The organism is Cyanobium gracile PCC 6307, assembly GCF_000316515.1.
GTDB lineage: Bacteria > Cyanobacteriota > Cyanobacteriia > PCC-6307 > Cyanobiaceae > Cyanobium > Cyanobium gracile.
In genome coordinates, this window is sequence record NC_019675.1 from 430,089 (window position 1) to 444,173 (window position 14,085).

The 14,085-nt window shown below is 71.6% G+C and carries 16 protein-coding genes; 8 read left to right on the forward strand and 8 right to left on the reverse strand.

The annotated features are described in order from the left end of the window. Positions 1-23: 23 nt before the first annotated feature. Entirely contained in the window at positions 24-767 is a 744-nt protein-coding gene (locus CYAGR_RS01830; protein ID WP_015108056.1) for a TIGR04283 family arsenosugar biosynthesis glycosyltransferase, read from the reverse strand. Between CYAGR_RS01830 and ubiG the strand changes: the two genes are divergently transcribed. Continuing rightward, the gene (gene ubiG / locus CYAGR_RS01835; protein WP_245552579.1) at positions 742-1,527 is read left to right on the forward strand and encodes a bifunctional 2-polyprenyl-6-hydroxyphenol methylase/3-demethylubiquinol 3-O-methyltransferase UbiG; all 786 of its coding nucleotides are present in this window, start codon (positions 742-744) and stop codon (positions 1,525-1,527) included. The genes CYAGR_RS01830 and ubiG overlap by 26 nt on opposite strands. Here the strand turns inward: ubiG and CYAGR_RS01840 are convergent. Next, positions 1,496-1,939, reverse strand: coding sequence for an RrF2 family transcriptional regulator (locus CYAGR_RS01840; RefSeq protein ID WP_015108058.1), 444 nt, complete (start codon positions 1,937-1,939; stop codon positions 1,496-1,498). The two genes, ubiG and CYAGR_RS01840, sit on opposite strands and share 32 nt — an antisense overlap. Then, complete coding sequence (locus CYAGR_RS01845) at positions 1,939-3,453, reverse strand: UbiD family decarboxylase (RefSeq protein WP_051017177.1); 1,515 nt, start codon at positions 3,451-3,453, stop codon at positions 1,939-1,941. The genes CYAGR_RS01840 and CYAGR_RS01845 overlap by 1 nt, the downstream gene beginning before the upstream one ends. A gap of 126 nt (positions 3,454-3,579) precedes the next feature. Between CYAGR_RS01845 and CYAGR_RS01850 the strand changes: the two genes are divergently transcribed. From CYAGR_RS01850 to sds, 5 genes are all read left to right on the forward strand, one after another. Further along, the gene (locus CYAGR_RS01850) at positions 3,580-4,335 is read left to right on the forward strand and encodes a 2-phosphosulfolactate phosphatase family protein (RefSeq protein ID WP_015108060.1); all 756 of its coding nucleotides are present in this window, start codon (positions 3,580-3,582) and stop codon (positions 4,333-4,335) included. A 61-nt stretch (positions 4,336-4,396) separates the two neighbouring features. Continuing rightward, a complete protein-coding gene (locus CYAGR_RS01855) occupies positions 4,397-5,215 on the forward strand; it encodes a carbon-nitrogen hydrolase family protein (RefSeq protein ID WP_015108061.1) in 819 nt (272 codons plus the stop codon). Positions 5,216-5,221: 6 nt separating this feature from the next. Next, positions 5,222-6,322: an N-acetylmuramoyl-L-alanine amidase gene (locus CYAGR_RS01860; RefSeq protein WP_015108062.1), complete on the forward strand. Its 1,101-nt coding sequence runs from the start codon at positions 5,222-5,224 to the stop codon at positions 6,320-6,322. After that, complete coding sequence (gene murI / locus CYAGR_RS01865) at positions 6,319-7,143, forward strand: glutamate racemase (RefSeq protein WP_015108063.1); 825 nt, start codon at positions 6,319-6,321, stop codon at positions 7,141-7,143. The genes CYAGR_RS01860 and murI overlap by 4 nt, the downstream gene beginning before the upstream one ends. Positions 7,144-7,180: 37 nt before the next feature. Next, positions 7,181-8,152: a solanesyl diphosphate synthase gene (sds, locus tag CYAGR_RS01870; RefSeq protein WP_043325320.1), complete on the forward strand. Its 972-nt coding sequence runs from the start codon at positions 7,181-7,183 to the stop codon at positions 8,150-8,152. Positions 8,153-8,159: 7 nt separating this feature from the next. Here the strand turns inward: sds and CYAGR_RS01875 are convergent, their stop codons facing one another. The 3 genes from CYAGR_RS01875 to CYAGR_RS01885 form a co-directional block, all read right to left on the reverse strand. Beyond that, positions 8,160-8,819 carry an HAD family hydrolase gene (locus CYAGR_RS01875; protein WP_015108065.1) on the reverse strand — a complete coding sequence of 220 codons (660 nt, stop codon included), beginning with the start codon at positions 8,817-8,819 and terminating at the stop codon, positions 8,160-8,162. Between the two features lie 14 nt (positions 8,820-8,833). Further along, positions 8,834-9,145, reverse strand: coding sequence for a hypothetical protein (locus CYAGR_RS01880; protein ID WP_015108066.1), 312 nt, complete (start codon positions 9,143-9,145; stop codon positions 8,834-8,836). Between the two features lie 115 nt (positions 9,146-9,260). Beyond that, positions 9,261-9,713, reverse strand: coding sequence for a TspO/MBR family protein (locus tag CYAGR_RS01885; protein WP_015108067.1), 453 nt, complete (start codon positions 9,711-9,713; stop codon positions 9,261-9,263). A 79-nt stretch (positions 9,714-9,792) separates the two neighbouring features. Here CYAGR_RS01885 and acs point away from each other — a divergent pair, with 79 nt between their 5' ends. Next, complete coding sequence (gene acs, locus CYAGR_RS01890; protein WP_015108068.1) at positions 9,793-11,766, forward strand: acetate--CoA ligase; 1,974 nt, start codon at positions 9,793-9,795, stop codon at positions 11,764-11,766. A gap of 24 nt (positions 11,767-11,790) precedes the next feature. Here the strand turns inward: acs and CYAGR_RS01895 are convergent, their stop codons facing one another. Continuing rightward, the gene (locus tag CYAGR_RS01895; protein ID WP_015108069.1) at positions 11,791-12,534 is read right to left on the reverse strand and encodes a DUF1350 family protein; all 744 of its coding nucleotides are present in this window, start codon (positions 12,532-12,534) and stop codon (positions 11,791-11,793) included. A gap of 34 nt (positions 12,535-12,568) precedes the next feature. Beyond that, positions 12,569-13,033 (reverse strand): peroxiredoxin, encoded by a 465-nt coding sequence (locus tag CYAGR_RS01900; protein ID WP_015108070.1) that lies wholly within the window; start codon positions 13,031-13,033, stop codon positions 12,569-12,571. Positions 13,034-13,178: 145 nt separating this feature from the next. On the opposite strand from CYAGR_RS01900, the gene CYAGR_RS01905 reads away from it, so the two are divergent. Next, on the forward strand, positions 13,179-14,024 hold the full coding sequence (locus tag CYAGR_RS01905; protein ID WP_015108071.1) for a 3'-5' exonuclease: 846 nt from the start codon (positions 13,179-13,181) through the stop codon (positions 14,022-14,024). The last annotated feature ends 61 nt before the right edge of the window (positions 14,025-14,085 follow it).

Below are 14,085 nucleotides of genomic sequence, written 5' to 3' on the forward strand. Positions count from 1 at the left end.
CACGGAGCGTCCGTCGGCAGGCGTCAGTCCCTGACCTCGCCGTAGAGGCGTTTCAGCCGCGACGCCGGCACCCCCAGCCCCCAGAGCAGACCGATGGCCAGGTAGATGCCGGTGGCCTTCCAGGAGCCCCAGCGCGCCACCCGTCGATCGGAGGTTTCCACCACCCGGTTGAGCTGCCGGATGCGGCCCAGGCGGCCCAGCCGGGCACAGAGGTCGGCGTCCTCCATGATCGGCAAGCGCTCGTCGAAACCGCCGCAGCGCACGAAGTCGCTGCGGCGGCAGAACATGGCCTGGTCGCCGAACAGCACCCGGAAGCCGTTCAGCAGGTAGCGGTGGGGCCGGAACAGCAGGGCCGCGTAGTGGGTCTTGAGGGCGTTGTGCAGGCTCACGCCCCAGCGGGTGCGCTCGGCGCCCCGCATCAGGGCCAGGAAGCCACCGCCGCTGATGGTCGGGTCGGCCAGGGTGGCGCCCACCAGCTGCACCAGATCCGAGGGCACCAGGGTGTCGGCATGGAGGAAGCAGAGGATCTCGCCGCGGGCCGCCGCCGCCCCCCGGTTCATCTGCACCGCCCGCCCCGGCCGCGGTGAACGGATCACGCGGCAGCCGTGCACGTGGGCGCTGGCCAGGGTGGCATCGGTGCTGCCGCCATCCACCACGATCACCTCAATGGCCGCCGGATCGAGGATCTCCAGCTGCTGCAGGGTGCGCCCAAGATGGCTGGCTTCGTTGAGGGTCGGGATAATGATCGAGACCGACCTTGCCGTCACCTTGCTGCGCAACAATCTTTCATTCTACGATCAGCAGGCGGCCTGCTGGTGGGAAGAGTCGGCGACGATCTTTCCCCTCAGCCAACTCAATCCGCTTCGTTTTCTCTTCTTTGATCGGTTCGTTTCCGATTGGCGGAATCGGCGGGTGCTGGATGTGGGTTGCGGCGGCGGTTACACCTGCGAATTCCTGGCCCGTCGCGGCGCCCTGGTCACCGGCATCGATCGCTCCGCCCCCTGCATCGCGGCGGCCCGGAGCCATGCGGCCACCTCGGGTCTGGCGATCGAGTACCGCGCCGGCAGGGCGGAGGCGCTTCCCTTCGCTGCCGGCAGCTTCGATGTGGTCGTCTGCGTCGATGTGCTGGAGCATGTCGATCGTCCCGAGGCCGTGATCGCCGAGATCGCCAGGGTGCTCGCCCCTGGAGGAACGTTCTGTTTCGACACCATCAACCGCACCTTCCGCTCCCGGCTGACGATGATCTGGCTGCTGGAGACGCTGCTGCGGCTGATCCCCGCCGGTGTCCACGACTGGCGGCGGTTCGTGCCCCCGGCGGAGCTGCGGCGCTGGCTGGAGGCCAGCGGCTTCAGCGCCATCACGATGCGGGGCATGGACCTGTTCGGCCGGGGGCCGCTGCGCACCCTCGGCCGGCTGATCCACTACCGCCGCACGGGTGGTTTCCAGGTGGACTTCGACCATGACCTGGCCGTGATGTTCATCGGTGTGGCCGTCCTCAGCCCAGCAGCAGGCCCCCCGATTCGCTGAAGGCGGCCCGGGCACTGCGCAGGTCGAACAGCAGGTCCTCCAGGGTGAGCTGGTCCAGTTCCCGCTCCAGGGCCTGCAGCAGGCGGCGGTTGAGCACCCGGGTCACCCGGTCGCTGGGCCGGGGGTCCTCGCCTTCACCCAGGGCGATCAGGCTGCCGGCCGGGGCGTCCACCGCCGCCAGGATCGCCGCCAGGGGCACCTCGGCGGGCGGGCGCCGCAGCCTGTAGCCCCCCTGCCGACCCCGGCGGGCCTCCACCAGGGCGGCGCGGCGCAGCTTGAGCATCAGCTGCTCCAGCATCGGGCCGGGCAGGTCCTGGGCCTCGGCCAGGGCGGACACCGACTGCCAGCGCGGCGGATCGAGGGCCAGCTCCAGCAGGGCCTTGAGGGCGTAGATGCCGCTGCGGCGCAGCATCAGCGGCCGGCCGCGAGCCGCTCCAGCACGTGCTCCAGGGTGTAGCCGAACAGGGCGGGATCGGGCTCGCCTCGGCCCAGATCATCGAGGCCCAGTTCGCTCCAGCGGGCATCCACCCGGGCCTCCAGAGCGGCATCCCGGCCCAGGGCCTGGCCCCAGTCGTGCCGTTTCTCCGGGCCGATCTTGGTGGTGGCGTCAATGGCGAGCCGGCCGCCGAGCCCCAGCCGCTCGCTGGCGAAGTCGAGCGAGTCGAACGGGGTGTCCTCCAGCACGAACAGGTCCCGCTGGGGGTCGACCTGGGCGCTGATCGCCCAGATCACCTGGCGCGGGTCTCGGATCGCGATCGATTTGTCGACCACCACCACGAACTTGGTGTAGGTGAACTGGGGCAGGGCGCTCCAGAAGGCCATGGCCGCCCGCTTGGCCTGGCCCGGATAGGCCTTGTCGATGGCGATCACGGCCAGCTTGTAGCTGAGGCCCTCCATGGGCAGGAAGAAATCGACGATCTCCGGGATCTGCTGGCGCAGGATCGGCGTGTAGATGCGGTTCAGGGCGATCGCCAGCATCGCCTCCTCCTTGGGGGGGCGGCCGCTGAAGGTGGTCAGGAAGATGGGGTCACGGCGCTGGGTGACGCAGTGGAAGCGCACCAGGGGCGAGTCCTCCTCGCCGCCGTAGAACCCCATGTGGTCGCCGCAGGGGCCGTCCGGGAGCACTTCCCCGGGCGTGATCGTGCCTTCCAGCACCACCTCGCTGTGGGAGGGCACCTCCAGATCGAGGGTCTTGCAGCGGGCCAGCCGCACCCCCTCGCCGGCGTAGAGGCCGGCGAACAGCCATTCGCTCAGCTGCACCGGGATCGGCGTGGCCGCCGCCATCACCAGCAGCGGATGGACGCCGATGGCCACCGCCACCTCCAGCTTGCGGCCCAGCGCCGCCGCCTTGCGCAGGTGCCGGGCCCCGCCCCGCACGCTCAGCCAGTGGACGGTGGCGCTGTTGATCGACTGGCGCTGCAGCCGGTAGACGCCCACGTTGGGGACCCCGGTCTCCGGGTCCTTGGTGATCACCAGCCCGAGGGTGATCACCCCGCCGGCATCGCCGGGCCAGGGGCGCAGCAGCGGCAGCTGCTCCAGGTTCACCGCCTCGCCCTTCAGCACCTGCTGGTGGCAGGGGGGGGTGAGGTCGAGGTCGGGGCGGGCCCGCACCAGGTCCCAGAACACCCCTCCGAACTTCATCACCTCCTTGAGACCCTTCGGGGGCCGGGGCTGCTGCAGCAGGGCCAGCTTCTCCCCGAGGGCCTCGAGCTCCTCGGGCCGCTCCATGCCCATGCTCCAGAGCACCCGTTCCACGGTGCCCATCAGGTTCACCGCCACCGGCATGGGGGAGCCGATGACGTTCTCGAACAGCAGGGCCGGCCCGCCCATGGCCAGCACCCGGTCGGCGATCGCCGCCAGTTCCAGGTCCGGATCCACCGGCGCCGTGATGCGCCGCAACTGGCCGCGCCTCTCGAGCAGGCCCATGAAATCGCGCAGATTGCGCTGCCGCCCCAGGACTTTGCCGATCCCGTCTGCCACCACCCCCGCCACGTCGTCCTGCGCCGTCGAGCTGCTGACTACTGTGACGCACCCCCGTGACGATCGCGTTCCGTGCTTCTCTCCTATTTCCACACCTCCGAAGCGGTTCCCCCCCTGCTGCCCCCCGAGGAGGACGGCCCCGACGCGGCGGTGGTCATCGACGTGCTGCGGGCCACCACCACGATCGCCTGGGCCCTGGAGAACGGGGCCGAGGCGATCCAGGCTTTCGCCGACCTGGGCAGCCTCGAAGCGGCCGCTGCCGGCTGGCCGGCCGCCCGGCGACTCCGGGCCGGTGAACGCGGCGGCAAGCGCGTGGAGGGCTACGACCTGGGCAACTCCCCCCTGGCGGTGACCCGGGAGCGGGTGGAGAGCAAGCGCATCTTCCTCAGCACCACCAATGGCACCCGTTCCCTCGACCGGGTCCGGGACGTGCCCCTGCTGCTGACCGCCTGCCTGCCCAACCGCACCGCCGTGGCCCGGCGGCTGATCGAGCGCCAGGCCCTGCGGGTCTGGATCGTCGGCAGCGGCTGGGAGGGGGATTACTCGCTCGAGGACAGCCTGGCGGCGGGGGCGGTGGCCTCGGCGGCCATCGAGCAGGCGGTGGCGCCCCACATGGGGGTGCGCTGCGCCAACGACGAGATGCTGGCGGCCCTCGCCCTCTGGCAGCAGTGGCGCCATGACACCGAGACCTGCCTGCGCAGCGCCAGCCACGGCCAGCGCCTGATCAGGCTGGGCAACCACGACGCTGATTTCGCCTGCTGCGCCGCCGTCGACAGCCTCGAGATCGTGCCGATCCAGGCCGAACCCGGGGTGTTGAGGGCCAGCTGAGCGGCGCCTTGCCCCCCTTGGCGGCTCCCTTACGATTCGCCGGTCTTGGAGCGGTCCGGCGGTGAGCAGTTTTCTGGCGGCGGCCCTGCAACTCACCAGCACGCCGGACCCGGACGCCAATTTCTCGGCAGCTGAGGAGCTGATCGAGCTGGCGGCCCGCCGCGGCGCCGACCTGGTCGGCCTGCCGGAGAACTTCGCCTTCATGGGCGATGACGCCCGCCGGCTGGAGCTGGCACCGATCCTGGCCGAGCGCTGCAGTCGCTTTCTGGTGACGATGGCGCGCCGCTACCAGGTCACCCTGCTGGGGGGCGGATTCCCGGTGCCGGCCGGAGAGGGCCAGACCTTCAACCGCGCCGAGCTGGTGGGCCGGGAGGGCCAGCTCCTGGCCCGCTACGACAAGATCCACCTCTTTGATGTGGACCTGCCGGACGGGATCACCTACCGGGAGTCGGCCACGGTGCAGCCCGGCCACGAGCCGCCGCCGGTGGTCGATGTGCCGGGCCTGTGCCGGGTCGGCCTGTCGATCTGTTACGACGTGCGCTTCCCCGAGCTCTACCGCCAGCTGGCCGGTTCCGGGGCCCAGCTGCTGATGATCCCGGCGGCCTTCACCGCTTACACCGGCAAGGACCATTGGCAGGTGCTGCTCCAGGCCCGGGCCATCGAGAACACCGCCTACGTGCTCGCCCCCGCCCAGACGGGCCTCCACTACGGCCGCCGTCAGACCCACGGCCATGCCCTGGTGATCGACCCCTGGGGCACCGTGATGGCGGATGCCGGCGTGGAGCCGGGCCTGGCCATGGCCCCGGTCGACATGGCCCACGAGGCCAGGGTCCGTACCCAGATGCCGAGCCTCCAGCACCGCCATCCGGCGTTGTTCTGAGTGGTGATGGGAGTGCGTGCGGCGCGATTCGCCTGGTTGCTGACCCTGCCCCTGGTGCTCGGGGCCCTTCCCGCCAGGGCGGCGAGTGCCCTGTCGGCCTGGCGCCTGAGCCGGGAGGGGGTGCTGGAGCTGCGCACCTCCCCGGGGGTGCGGCTGCAGGCTTACTACGAGGAGGGCTCCGGCCTCACCGGGCCCCGGGTCTGGGTGGATCTGCCGGGTGCCCCCCAGCGCAGCCGCTCGGTCCCCGTCGGCGGCTTGGTGCGGGAGGTGCGCATCGGGCGGCCCGACCCCGGCACCACCCGGCTGGTGCTGGAGTTCAGACCCGGCACCCGTCTGGATCCGCGCCAGCTGCGTCTGGTGGGCACGGCCCGCGACCGCTGGCGCCTCTCCCTCACCGGCCTGCCCCTGAGCGGCTTCACGCGCAATGTGGGCGAGGGCGACATGGACGCCCCCTCCTCCAGCTGGACGGCCTCACGCCCCTCCGGCTTCGGCAGCAGCGGCCGGGCCACCTCCGGCCGGCCCATCTCCGCCGACGGGCTGCCGGTGGTGCCGCGGGGCCGCTTCCGGGTGGTGATCGACCCGGGCCACGGCGGCCCCGATCCGGGCGCGGTGGGCATCGGCGGCCTGCGGGAGACCGATGTGGTGCTGGACGTCAGCCTGCAGGTGGCCCAGCTGCTCCAGGCCAGGGGGGTGCAGGTGCTGATGACCCGCACCTCGGAGGTGGACGTCGACCTGCCGCCGCGGGTGGCCCTCGCCAACAGCAGCAACGCCGATGTGTTCGTCAGCATCCATGCCAACGCCCTGAGCATGGCCCGGCCCGATGTGAACGGAGTCGAGACGTTCTATTTCCAGTCGGGCAGCTCCCAGCGGCTCGCCCAGGCGATCCAGTCCCGGATCATGGCGATCTCGCCGGGCACGCCCGACCGCGGCGCCCGCCCGGGGCGGTTCTTCGTGATCCGCCGCACGGTGATGCCGGCGGCCCTGGCGGAGATGGGGTTCGTCACCGGCCGCATCGACGCCCAGCGCCTGGCCGATCCCGCCTTCCGCCGCCGCCTGGCCGTGGCGATCAGCGCCGGCATCCTCGACTTTCTCCAGGGGGCCTCTTGAGCCTCCTGGTCGGCCTGTTCGACAGCGGCCTGGGGGGCCTCACGGTGCTGCGCCAGGTCCATGCCCTCTACCCCCACTCCCCCTGCCTCTACCTGGGCGACACGGCCCGGGTCCCCTACGGCCAGCGCTCGAAGGAGGAGATCCGCGCGATCGCCTCGGAGGTGGTGCACTGGCTGCGGCTCCAGGGCGTGGGGGTGCTGGTGATGGCCTGCAACACCTCCAATGCCCTGGCCCTCGACGTGGCGGTGGCGGAGGCGGGGGTGCCGGTGGTGGGGCTGATTGACAGCCTGGCCAGCGAACTGACCAGTGATCACGTCGGGGTGCTGGCCACCCCGGCCACCGCCGCCAGCGGTGCCTACCGGCGCTCGATCCAGGCCTGCCGCCCCTCGGCCCGGGTGCTGGAGGTGGGCTGCCCCGCCTTCGTGCCCCTGATCGAGGCGGGCAACCTTCAGGCCCCCGAGCTGCGGGCCGCTGCCGCCGACTATCTGGCCCCGCTGCTGGCGGCAAACGTGGACACGATCGTGCTGGGCTGCACCCACTACCCGCTGCTGCGGGCCCTGCTGGCCGAGCTGCTCCCCCCCGATGTGCAGCTGGTGGACCCGGCCCTGGCGGCGGCCCAGCGCCTCGGACCGCTGCTGGCCAGCCTGGGGGATTCCCCCGAAGTGGACCAGGCGGGGGAGTCGGTGCGGCCGCCCCTGCAGCGCACCCGTTTCTGTGTCACCGGCCCCGCCGACGCCTTCGCCAGCGCCGCCGCCGCCTGGCTGGGCAGCCGGCCGGCGGTGCGCAGCGTCAGCCTGCAGTCGCCCACCCGCGCCTACTGAGGCACGGCCCCTAGGATCCTTTCATCGTGGAGGTGACGTGGCGACGGTTGCAGAGTTGCTCCAGCCGGTGGAGTCCGACCTCGATGCCCTGCTGGCCGACCTGCGCAGCCTGATCGGCGCCGGCCATCCGATCCTGCAGGCGGCCGCCGAGCACCTGTTCGCGGCCGGTGGCAAGCGGCTGCGGCCGGGCATCGTGCTGCTGCTGTCGCGGGCCATCGCTCCCGACGGTGGCCTCAGCCCCCGCCACCGGAGGCTGGCGGAGATCACCGAGATGATCCATACCGCCTCCCTCGTCCATGACGACGTCGTCGACGAGGCCGCCACCCGCCGCGGGGTGGCCACGGTGCACAGCCGCTTCAACCACCGCGTGGCGGTGCTGGCCGGAGATTTCCTCTTCGCCCAGGCCAGCTGGCACCTCGCCAACCTCGACGACCTCGATGTCGTCAAGCTGCTCTCGCGCGTGATCATGGATCTCGCCGATGGCGAGGTGCGCCAGGGCCTGTTCCGCTACGACACCGGCCAGAGCTTCGAGACCTACCTCGAGAAGAGCTACTGCAAGACCGCCTCCCTGATCGCCAACAGCGCCCGGGCCGCCGGGGTGCTCACCGGCCTGAGCGAGCCGCGCCTCGATGCCCTCTACCGCTTCGGGCGCCAGCTCGGCCTGGCTTTCCAGGTGGTGGATGACATCCTCGATTTCACCGCCAGCGACCAGCAGCTCGGCAAGCCCGCCGCCAGCGATCTGGCCTCCGGCTATCTCACCGCTCCGGTGCTCTACGCCCTCGAGGAGCGTCCGGCCCTGGCGGGTCTGATCGAGCGCGAGTTCTGCGAGGCCGGCGACCTCGACCAGGCCCTGGCGATGGTGCGCGGCTGCGAGGCCATCGGCCGTTCCCGGGCCCTGGCGGAGGGCTTCGCCCGCGAAGCCCATGAGGCGATCGAGTGGCTGCCCCCCTCGGAGCCCCGCAGCGCCCTGCGGGCCCTGCCGGAATTTGTCCTCAGCCGCCTCTATTGATCCGGCTCTAGGGATCCAGCTCCACCTCCTCCAGGGAGTTCAGGCAGACCACGTCTTCGGGATAGGCCTGGCAGCCCACCCCCGGCGGCAGCAGCACGTGCACCCGGCAGCCGGCGCCCAGGGCGGCCGACACGCCCGCCATGGAATCCTCGAAGGCCCAGCAGGCGGTCGGTGCCACCTCGAGGCGGCGGGCCGCCAGCAGGAAGGGATCCGGGGCGGGCTTGCCGTCGCCCAGCTCCGGATCGTCGCCATGGACCCGTTCGCTGATCAGGGCCAGCCAGGGGTGGGGGGCCACCTTCCTGTCCACGGCCGGGCGGGCACTGCTGGTGGCCAGCGCCATGGGAATCCCCAGGGCCCGGCAGCGCCGCACCAGGGCCTCGGCACCGGGCATGGCCGGGGCGGAGGCCAGCAGGGCCTCGGCGATGGGCTGGCGCACCGCCAGCAGCTCCTCCTCGCTCAGGCGGGGGCCGCCCGCGGCGAGGATCCACTGGCGCACCTGGCTGGCGCAGTCGAGCCGCCGGCGGCCCCGCAGGCTGAGCAGCTCGGCGTCATCGAGGCGGCGACCGAAGCGGCTGGCCGCCGCCTGCCAGGCCCGGGCATGGGCGGGTTCGGTGTCCAGCAGCAGACCGTCGAGATCGAAGAGGCAGGCGGCGGGTCGCTGGGGCATCCCCCCAGCCTGCATCAGGACGGATCGTTCTCGGGGTAGCGATCCTCCAGGGCGGTCTCCAGGGTGGTGAGCAGCAGCACCAGGGCGGCCCGCTCATCGAGTTCGCTGCCGCTCACCTCGCTGATCCAGCGGTGGCAGAGCCCCTCGATCTGCTGGAACAGGGCGGTGCCGCCCCGCAGCAGGGTCATCACCTTCTCGACGTTGTCCTCATCGATGTCTGGCGGCAGCCCCACCACGTAGCGGCGACCATCGTCCCCCACGTAGGTGAGGTTGCCGTCGGCATCCAGCGTCGGGCCGGCATGGGGCGTGATCGGCTGCTCCTCCATGGCCTTCCGCTCCAGTCCCGTGGGGTCGTCCCCTGGCTAACGCCGCCACGCGATCTTGCCAAGCAGGGATGAGCAGCCCTGATCGGCCGGGCGGATGGTCCGGACGGCCCGGCTCTCAGCGGTTCAGCCGCTGCATCCGCCAGGTGACGAAGGTGCCGATCGGGCTCCAGAGCAGGAACGGCACCAGCAGCAGAGCGGCCTCTGGCGAGACGGGCCGCAGCGCCAGAGTCAGTCCCAGGCCCCAGATCCAGCCGGCCAGGCCCGCCGCCGTTCCCCAGGCCAGCCGGCGGGTGCGGCAGATCAGCAGCGTGAAGCTCTGCACCAGAACCAGCAGCACCAGATAGCCCACCATGGCCAGCGGGGCCGCCGCCCCCCCGGCCCGCCAGCGGAGCAGGGCCGAGGCGTAGAAGCAGAGGTAGATCAGCGACCAGATCAACGGGATCCAGCGCTCGAAGGTGAGCCAGCGGGGGCGCCGCAGCCGCAGGAACCAGGCGAACTGCTGGCGGCTCGGAGTGAGGACGGCGATCACCAGGCCCATCACCAGCAGGATCGTCAACCAGGCGGGCATGGGAGGGGGGCGGAGGCCTCCAGCGTGGCCCGGCTGCGGTTGAATGCACCATGCCCCAGCCTGCCCGGCAGGCCTCGCCATGACCCAGGACTCCTCCCCCACCATCGAGTCGGTGCTCCAGGAAGAGCGGCAGTTCGCCCCGCCGCCCCAGCTGGCCGCCGAGGCCCGCATCGGTTCGATGGCGGCCTACCAGGCTCTGGCGGCACACGCCGAAGCCGATCCGGACGGCTTCTGGGGCGAGGCGGCCCGGTCGGAGCTGCACTGGTTCAAGCCCTTCGACACGGTGCTCGACTGGAGCAACCCGCCCTTCGCCCGCTGGTTTGAGGGTGGCACCACCAACCTTTCGTACAACTGCCTCGATCGCCATCTGGACGGCCCCCGCGCCGACAAGACGGCCCTGATCTGGGAGGGGGAACCGGGCGACGTGCGCCGCTTCACCTACCGCGAACTGCATACCGAGGTCTGCCGTGCCGCCAACGCCCTCAAGGCCCTCGGTGTGGGCAAGGGGGATCTGGTGGCCCTGTACATGCCGATGGTGCCGGAGGCGGCCATCGCCATGCTGGCCTGCGCCCGCATCGGGGCTCCCCACTCGGTGGTGTTCGGCGGCTTCTCGGCCGAGGCCCTGCGTGACCGCCTGATCGACGGGCAGGTGAAGCTGGTGATCACCGCCGACGGCGGTTTCCGCAAGGACAAGGCCGTGTCCCTCAAGCCCGCGGTGGACCAGGCCCTGGCAGAAGGATGCCCCAGCGTCGAGCACGTGCTGGTGGTGCGCCGCACCGGCGAGGCCACCGCCTTTGAGGCCGGACGTGACGTCTGGTGGCACGAGCTGGTGGACGGCCAGAGCGCCGACTGCCCCGCCGAGCCCATGGCCAGCGAGGACCGGCTGTTCGTGCTGTATACCTCCGGCTCCACCGGCAAGCCCAAGGGGGTGGTGCACACCACCGCGGGCTACAACCTCTGGGCCCACCTCACCTTCCAGTGGATCTTCGACATCCGCGAGGACGACATCCACTGGTGCACCGCCGATGTGGGCTGGATCACCGGCCACAGCTATATCGTCTACGGGCCGCTCTCCAACGGCGCCACCACGCTGATGTACGAGGGGGCGCCCCGCCCCTCCAAGCCCGGAGCCTTCTGGGAGGTGATCCAGAAGCACGGGGTGACGATCTTCTACACCGCCCCCACCGCCATCCGGGCCTTCATGAAGAGCGGCCGCGCGGTGCCGGATCAGTACGACATGGGCTCGCTGCGGATCCTGGGCACGGTGGGCGAGCCGATCAATCCCGAGGCCTGGATGTGGTACCGGGATGTGATCGGCGGCGACCGTTGCCCCGTGGTGGACACCTGGTGGCAGACCGAAACCGGCGGGGTGATGATCAGCCCCCTGCCCGGGGCCACCCCCACCAAGCCGGGATCGGCCACCCTGCCCCTGCCCGGCATCGCCGCCGACGTGGTCGACCTGGAGGGCAACAGCGTGCCGACGGGGCAGGGGGGCTACCTGGCGGTGCGGCGTCCCTGGCCCGGGATGATGCGCACCGTCCACGGCGACCCGGAGCGTTTCCGCCGCAGCTACTGGGAGCACATCCGCCCCGCCGACGGCAGCTGGCTCTACTTCGCCGGCGACGGCGCCCGCCGCGATGCGGACGGCTACTTCTGGGTGATGGGCCGGGTCGATGACGTGATCAACGTCTCCGGCCACCGGCTGGGCACGATGGAGATCGAATCGGCCCTGGTGAGCCACCCGTCGGTGGCGGAGGCGGCGGTGGTGGGCCGGCCCGACGAACTCAAGGGGGAGGGGATCGTCGCCTTCGTCACCCTTGATGTCGGCCTGGAGGGCGATGCGGCCCTGGAGGCCGAGCTGCGCCGCCATGTGGGGCTGGAGATCGGCCCGATCGCCCGGCCTGACGTGATCCGCTTCACCGATGCGCTGCCCAAGACCCGCAGCGGCAAGATCATGCGCCGCATCCTGCGGTCCCTGGCGGCGGGGGAGGACGTCAGCGGCGACACCTCCACCCTGGAGGACCGTTCGGTGCTCGATGCCCTGAGGGTGTGAGGGCGCAGGCCTGGTCGGGTGGCCTCAGGCCGTCCTGGACCAGGCGCAGATCTGCTCGGCCAGCCGCTCCATGGACCGCTGGCGGGCTGGATCATCGGCCCATTCCCCCAGAAACTGCTTGCGCAGGCCTCCACTGGCCGGGGTGAGGTGGTCCCCCGGCAGCTCCAGCAGGGTGGAGGCATCGCTTGCCCTGGCCTGCAGCACGCCGATCAGCCGGCCGCTCTGGTCGATCGTGTCGCGGCTGAAGCGCACCACCAGGTTGCGGGGCTGGCGGTAGCTGCTGCCGATCTGCCGCAGGGTGTCCTCCGGGGAGGGGCTGAACTCGCTGCGGAAGCGGAACTGCTGGCCCAGCTCCGCCAGGAAGGGGATCGAGCGCTCGGCGGAGAAGTTGTTGAAGCTGAGGGCCACCAGGCCATCGCAGCGACGGCCGCCGTCGGGGGCGAGCAGATGCAGCTTGCAGCCGAGGCTGTGGCCCAGCCGGATCAGGGGGGAGGCGGCCCCGCCGGGGGCCAGCGGCTCCGGCTCCCGTTCCCGTTGCTGGCGGAACAGGCGCCAGGCGGCGTTGGCCTGGGCCTGGTGGTCGAATCCCGGCACGTAGCTCCAGGCGTGGATCCGCCAGCCCCGCGTCGCCAGCGCCTCGAGACAGCGTCGGTAGCTCAGCTGGGGGGTGGCGGCCAGGTAGCTGCCGCCGATGAACTCGATCAGCCCGCGGGGCCGCCCCGGCGACTCCAGCCGCCAGAGCTCCCCCTGCTGTCGCCATGCCGTCATCGTCCGCTCCCCCCGTGCTGGATCGCGAGCCGGCTCAGGAGGCCTGGAGGCCGCGCAGGGCATCGAGGGCCTCGCGCCGGTGGGCCGGGCCGTCCAGCAGGTTGTTGAACACGTGGCGGATCACCCCTGTCGCGTCGATGACGTAGGTGACCCGTCCGGGCAGCAGCCCCAGCACGCTGGGAACGCCGAAGGCCTTGCGCAGCCGGTTGCCCCCATCCACCAGCAGGGGGAAGGGCAGCCGGTGGCGGTTGGCGAAGCGCCGGTGGCTGGAGGCATCGTCGCCGCTGACGCCCCACACCTCGGCCCCGAGCGCCTGCAGGTCGGCGTAGCTGTCGCGGAAAGCGCAGGCCTCCATGGTGCAGCCGGGGGTCTCGTCCTTGGGATAGAAGAACAGCACCAGGGCCCTACCCTCCAGGCGGTCGCTTCGGCGCTCGGTGCCGTCCTGGTCGGGGAGGGCGATCAGGGGGGCGGTGTCGCCGGGGGCGAGGGCTGGGGCCACGGAGCGGGGGACGGGGCAGGATCGACCGACTCTAGGAAGCCGGCACCGGCGGGGTCGGGCACGGGGCCGCAGGGTGGGGCCGGAGGGGTGGGCCTGGAAGGCCTTGCCCGGCTTGCGACCATGGGGCAGCGTGCGGATGGCGCCGATGCAGGAGCAACCCGGTCTCTGGCAGCAGAACGACCTGCTGGGCCTGGCGGCCCCCGTCGAACCGCCGCGGCCCGTTGCCATCACCCTGCCGGCCTGCGCGGGACGTCCCCAGCGGGCCCTTCCCCGGGCTCCCGAGACCCTGCTGATCCTCGACACCGAGACCACGGGCCTCTCCACCCTCCATGGGCAGTGCATCGAGGTGGGGGCGATCCTGTTCCACGTGCCCCACCGGGCCGTGCTCACCCAGGTGTCGTTCCTGCTGCCTTGCCCGGCCAACGCCGCCGAGGCCATCAACGGCATCCCCGCCGCCGTGACGCGGCTGGAGCAGCCCCGGCAGGAGGCCCTGGCCTGTTTCTCGGCCATGGCCGCCGCCTGTGACGCCGTGGTGGCCCACAACGCCGCCTTCGATCGCCAGTGGTTCGGCCTCGGGCCCCTGCCGCCCCTGGAGCGCCCCTGGATCTGCTCGATGGAAGACATCCGCTGGCCGGCCGAGCGCCAGCTGCGCAGTACCCCCTCGGTCCGCGATCTGGCCCTGGCCTATGGGGTTCCCGTGTGGGCCGCCCACCGGGCCCTCACCGACTGCATCTACCTGGCCCAGGTGTTCGAGCGCTGTGGCGATCTGGAGGCGCTGCTGCTGGCCGCCCTGGAGCCCCGCAGCCTCTATCGCGCCGAACTGCCCTACGCCGAGCGTCACCGCGCCAAGGAGGCCGGTTTCCGCTGGAACGAGGCCGTGCCGCGCGCCTGGAGCCGCCGACTGAGCCGGCGGGAAGTGGAGGCGCTGCCCTTCCCCGTCGAGCTGGTGGCGGATCCGATTCCTGCCGATCGGCTGGCCCACAGCGCCTGAGGCCGGCGGCGACTCGGCCGGGACTCTTCCGTTTTTGTTTCGATGCTTGAAGCAGAACCGG

Excerpts from the sequence above, each read along its gene's own strand:
- ubiG (WP_245552579.1), top strand. The coding sequence starts at position 742 with ATGATCGAGACCGACCTTGCCGTCACCTTGCTGCGCAACAATCTTTCA.
- CYAGR_RS01840 (WP_015108058.1), bottom strand. The coding sequence starts at position 1,939 with ATGCTGCGCCGCAGCGGCATCTACGCCCTCAAGGCCCTGCTGGAGCTG.
- CYAGR_RS01845 (WP_051017177.1), bottom strand. The coding sequence starts at position 3,453 with ATGGGCCTGCTCGAGAGGCGCGGCCAGTTGCGGCGCATCACGGCGCCG.
- CYAGR_RS01860 (WP_015108062.1), top strand. The coding sequence starts at position 5,222 with ATGGGAGTGCGTGCGGCGCGATTCGCCTGGTTGCTGACCCTGCCCCTG.
- CYAGR_RS01875 (WP_015108065.1), bottom strand. The coding sequence starts at position 8,819 with ATGCCCCAGCGACCCGCCGCCTGCCTCTTCGATCTCGACGGTCTGCTG.
- CYAGR_RS01880 (WP_015108066.1), bottom strand. The coding sequence starts at position 9,145 with ATGGAGGAGCAGCCGATCACGCCCCATGCCGGCCCGACGCTGGATGCC.
- CYAGR_RS01885 (WP_015108067.1), bottom strand. The coding sequence starts at position 9,713 with ATGCCCGCCTGGTTGACGATCCTGCTGGTGATGGGCCTGGTGATCGCC.
- acs (WP_015108068.1), top strand. The coding sequence starts at position 9,793 with ATGACCCAGGACTCCTCCCCCACCATCGAGTCGGTGCTCCAGGAAGAG.
- CYAGR_RS01895 (WP_015108069.1), bottom strand. The coding sequence starts at position 12,534 with ATGACGGCATGGCGACAGCAGGGGGAGCTCTGGCGGCTGGAGTCGCCG.
- CYAGR_RS01905 (WP_015108071.1), top strand. The coding sequence starts at position 13,179 with ATGCAGGAGCAACCCGGTCTCTGGCAGCAGAACGACCTGCTGGGCCTG.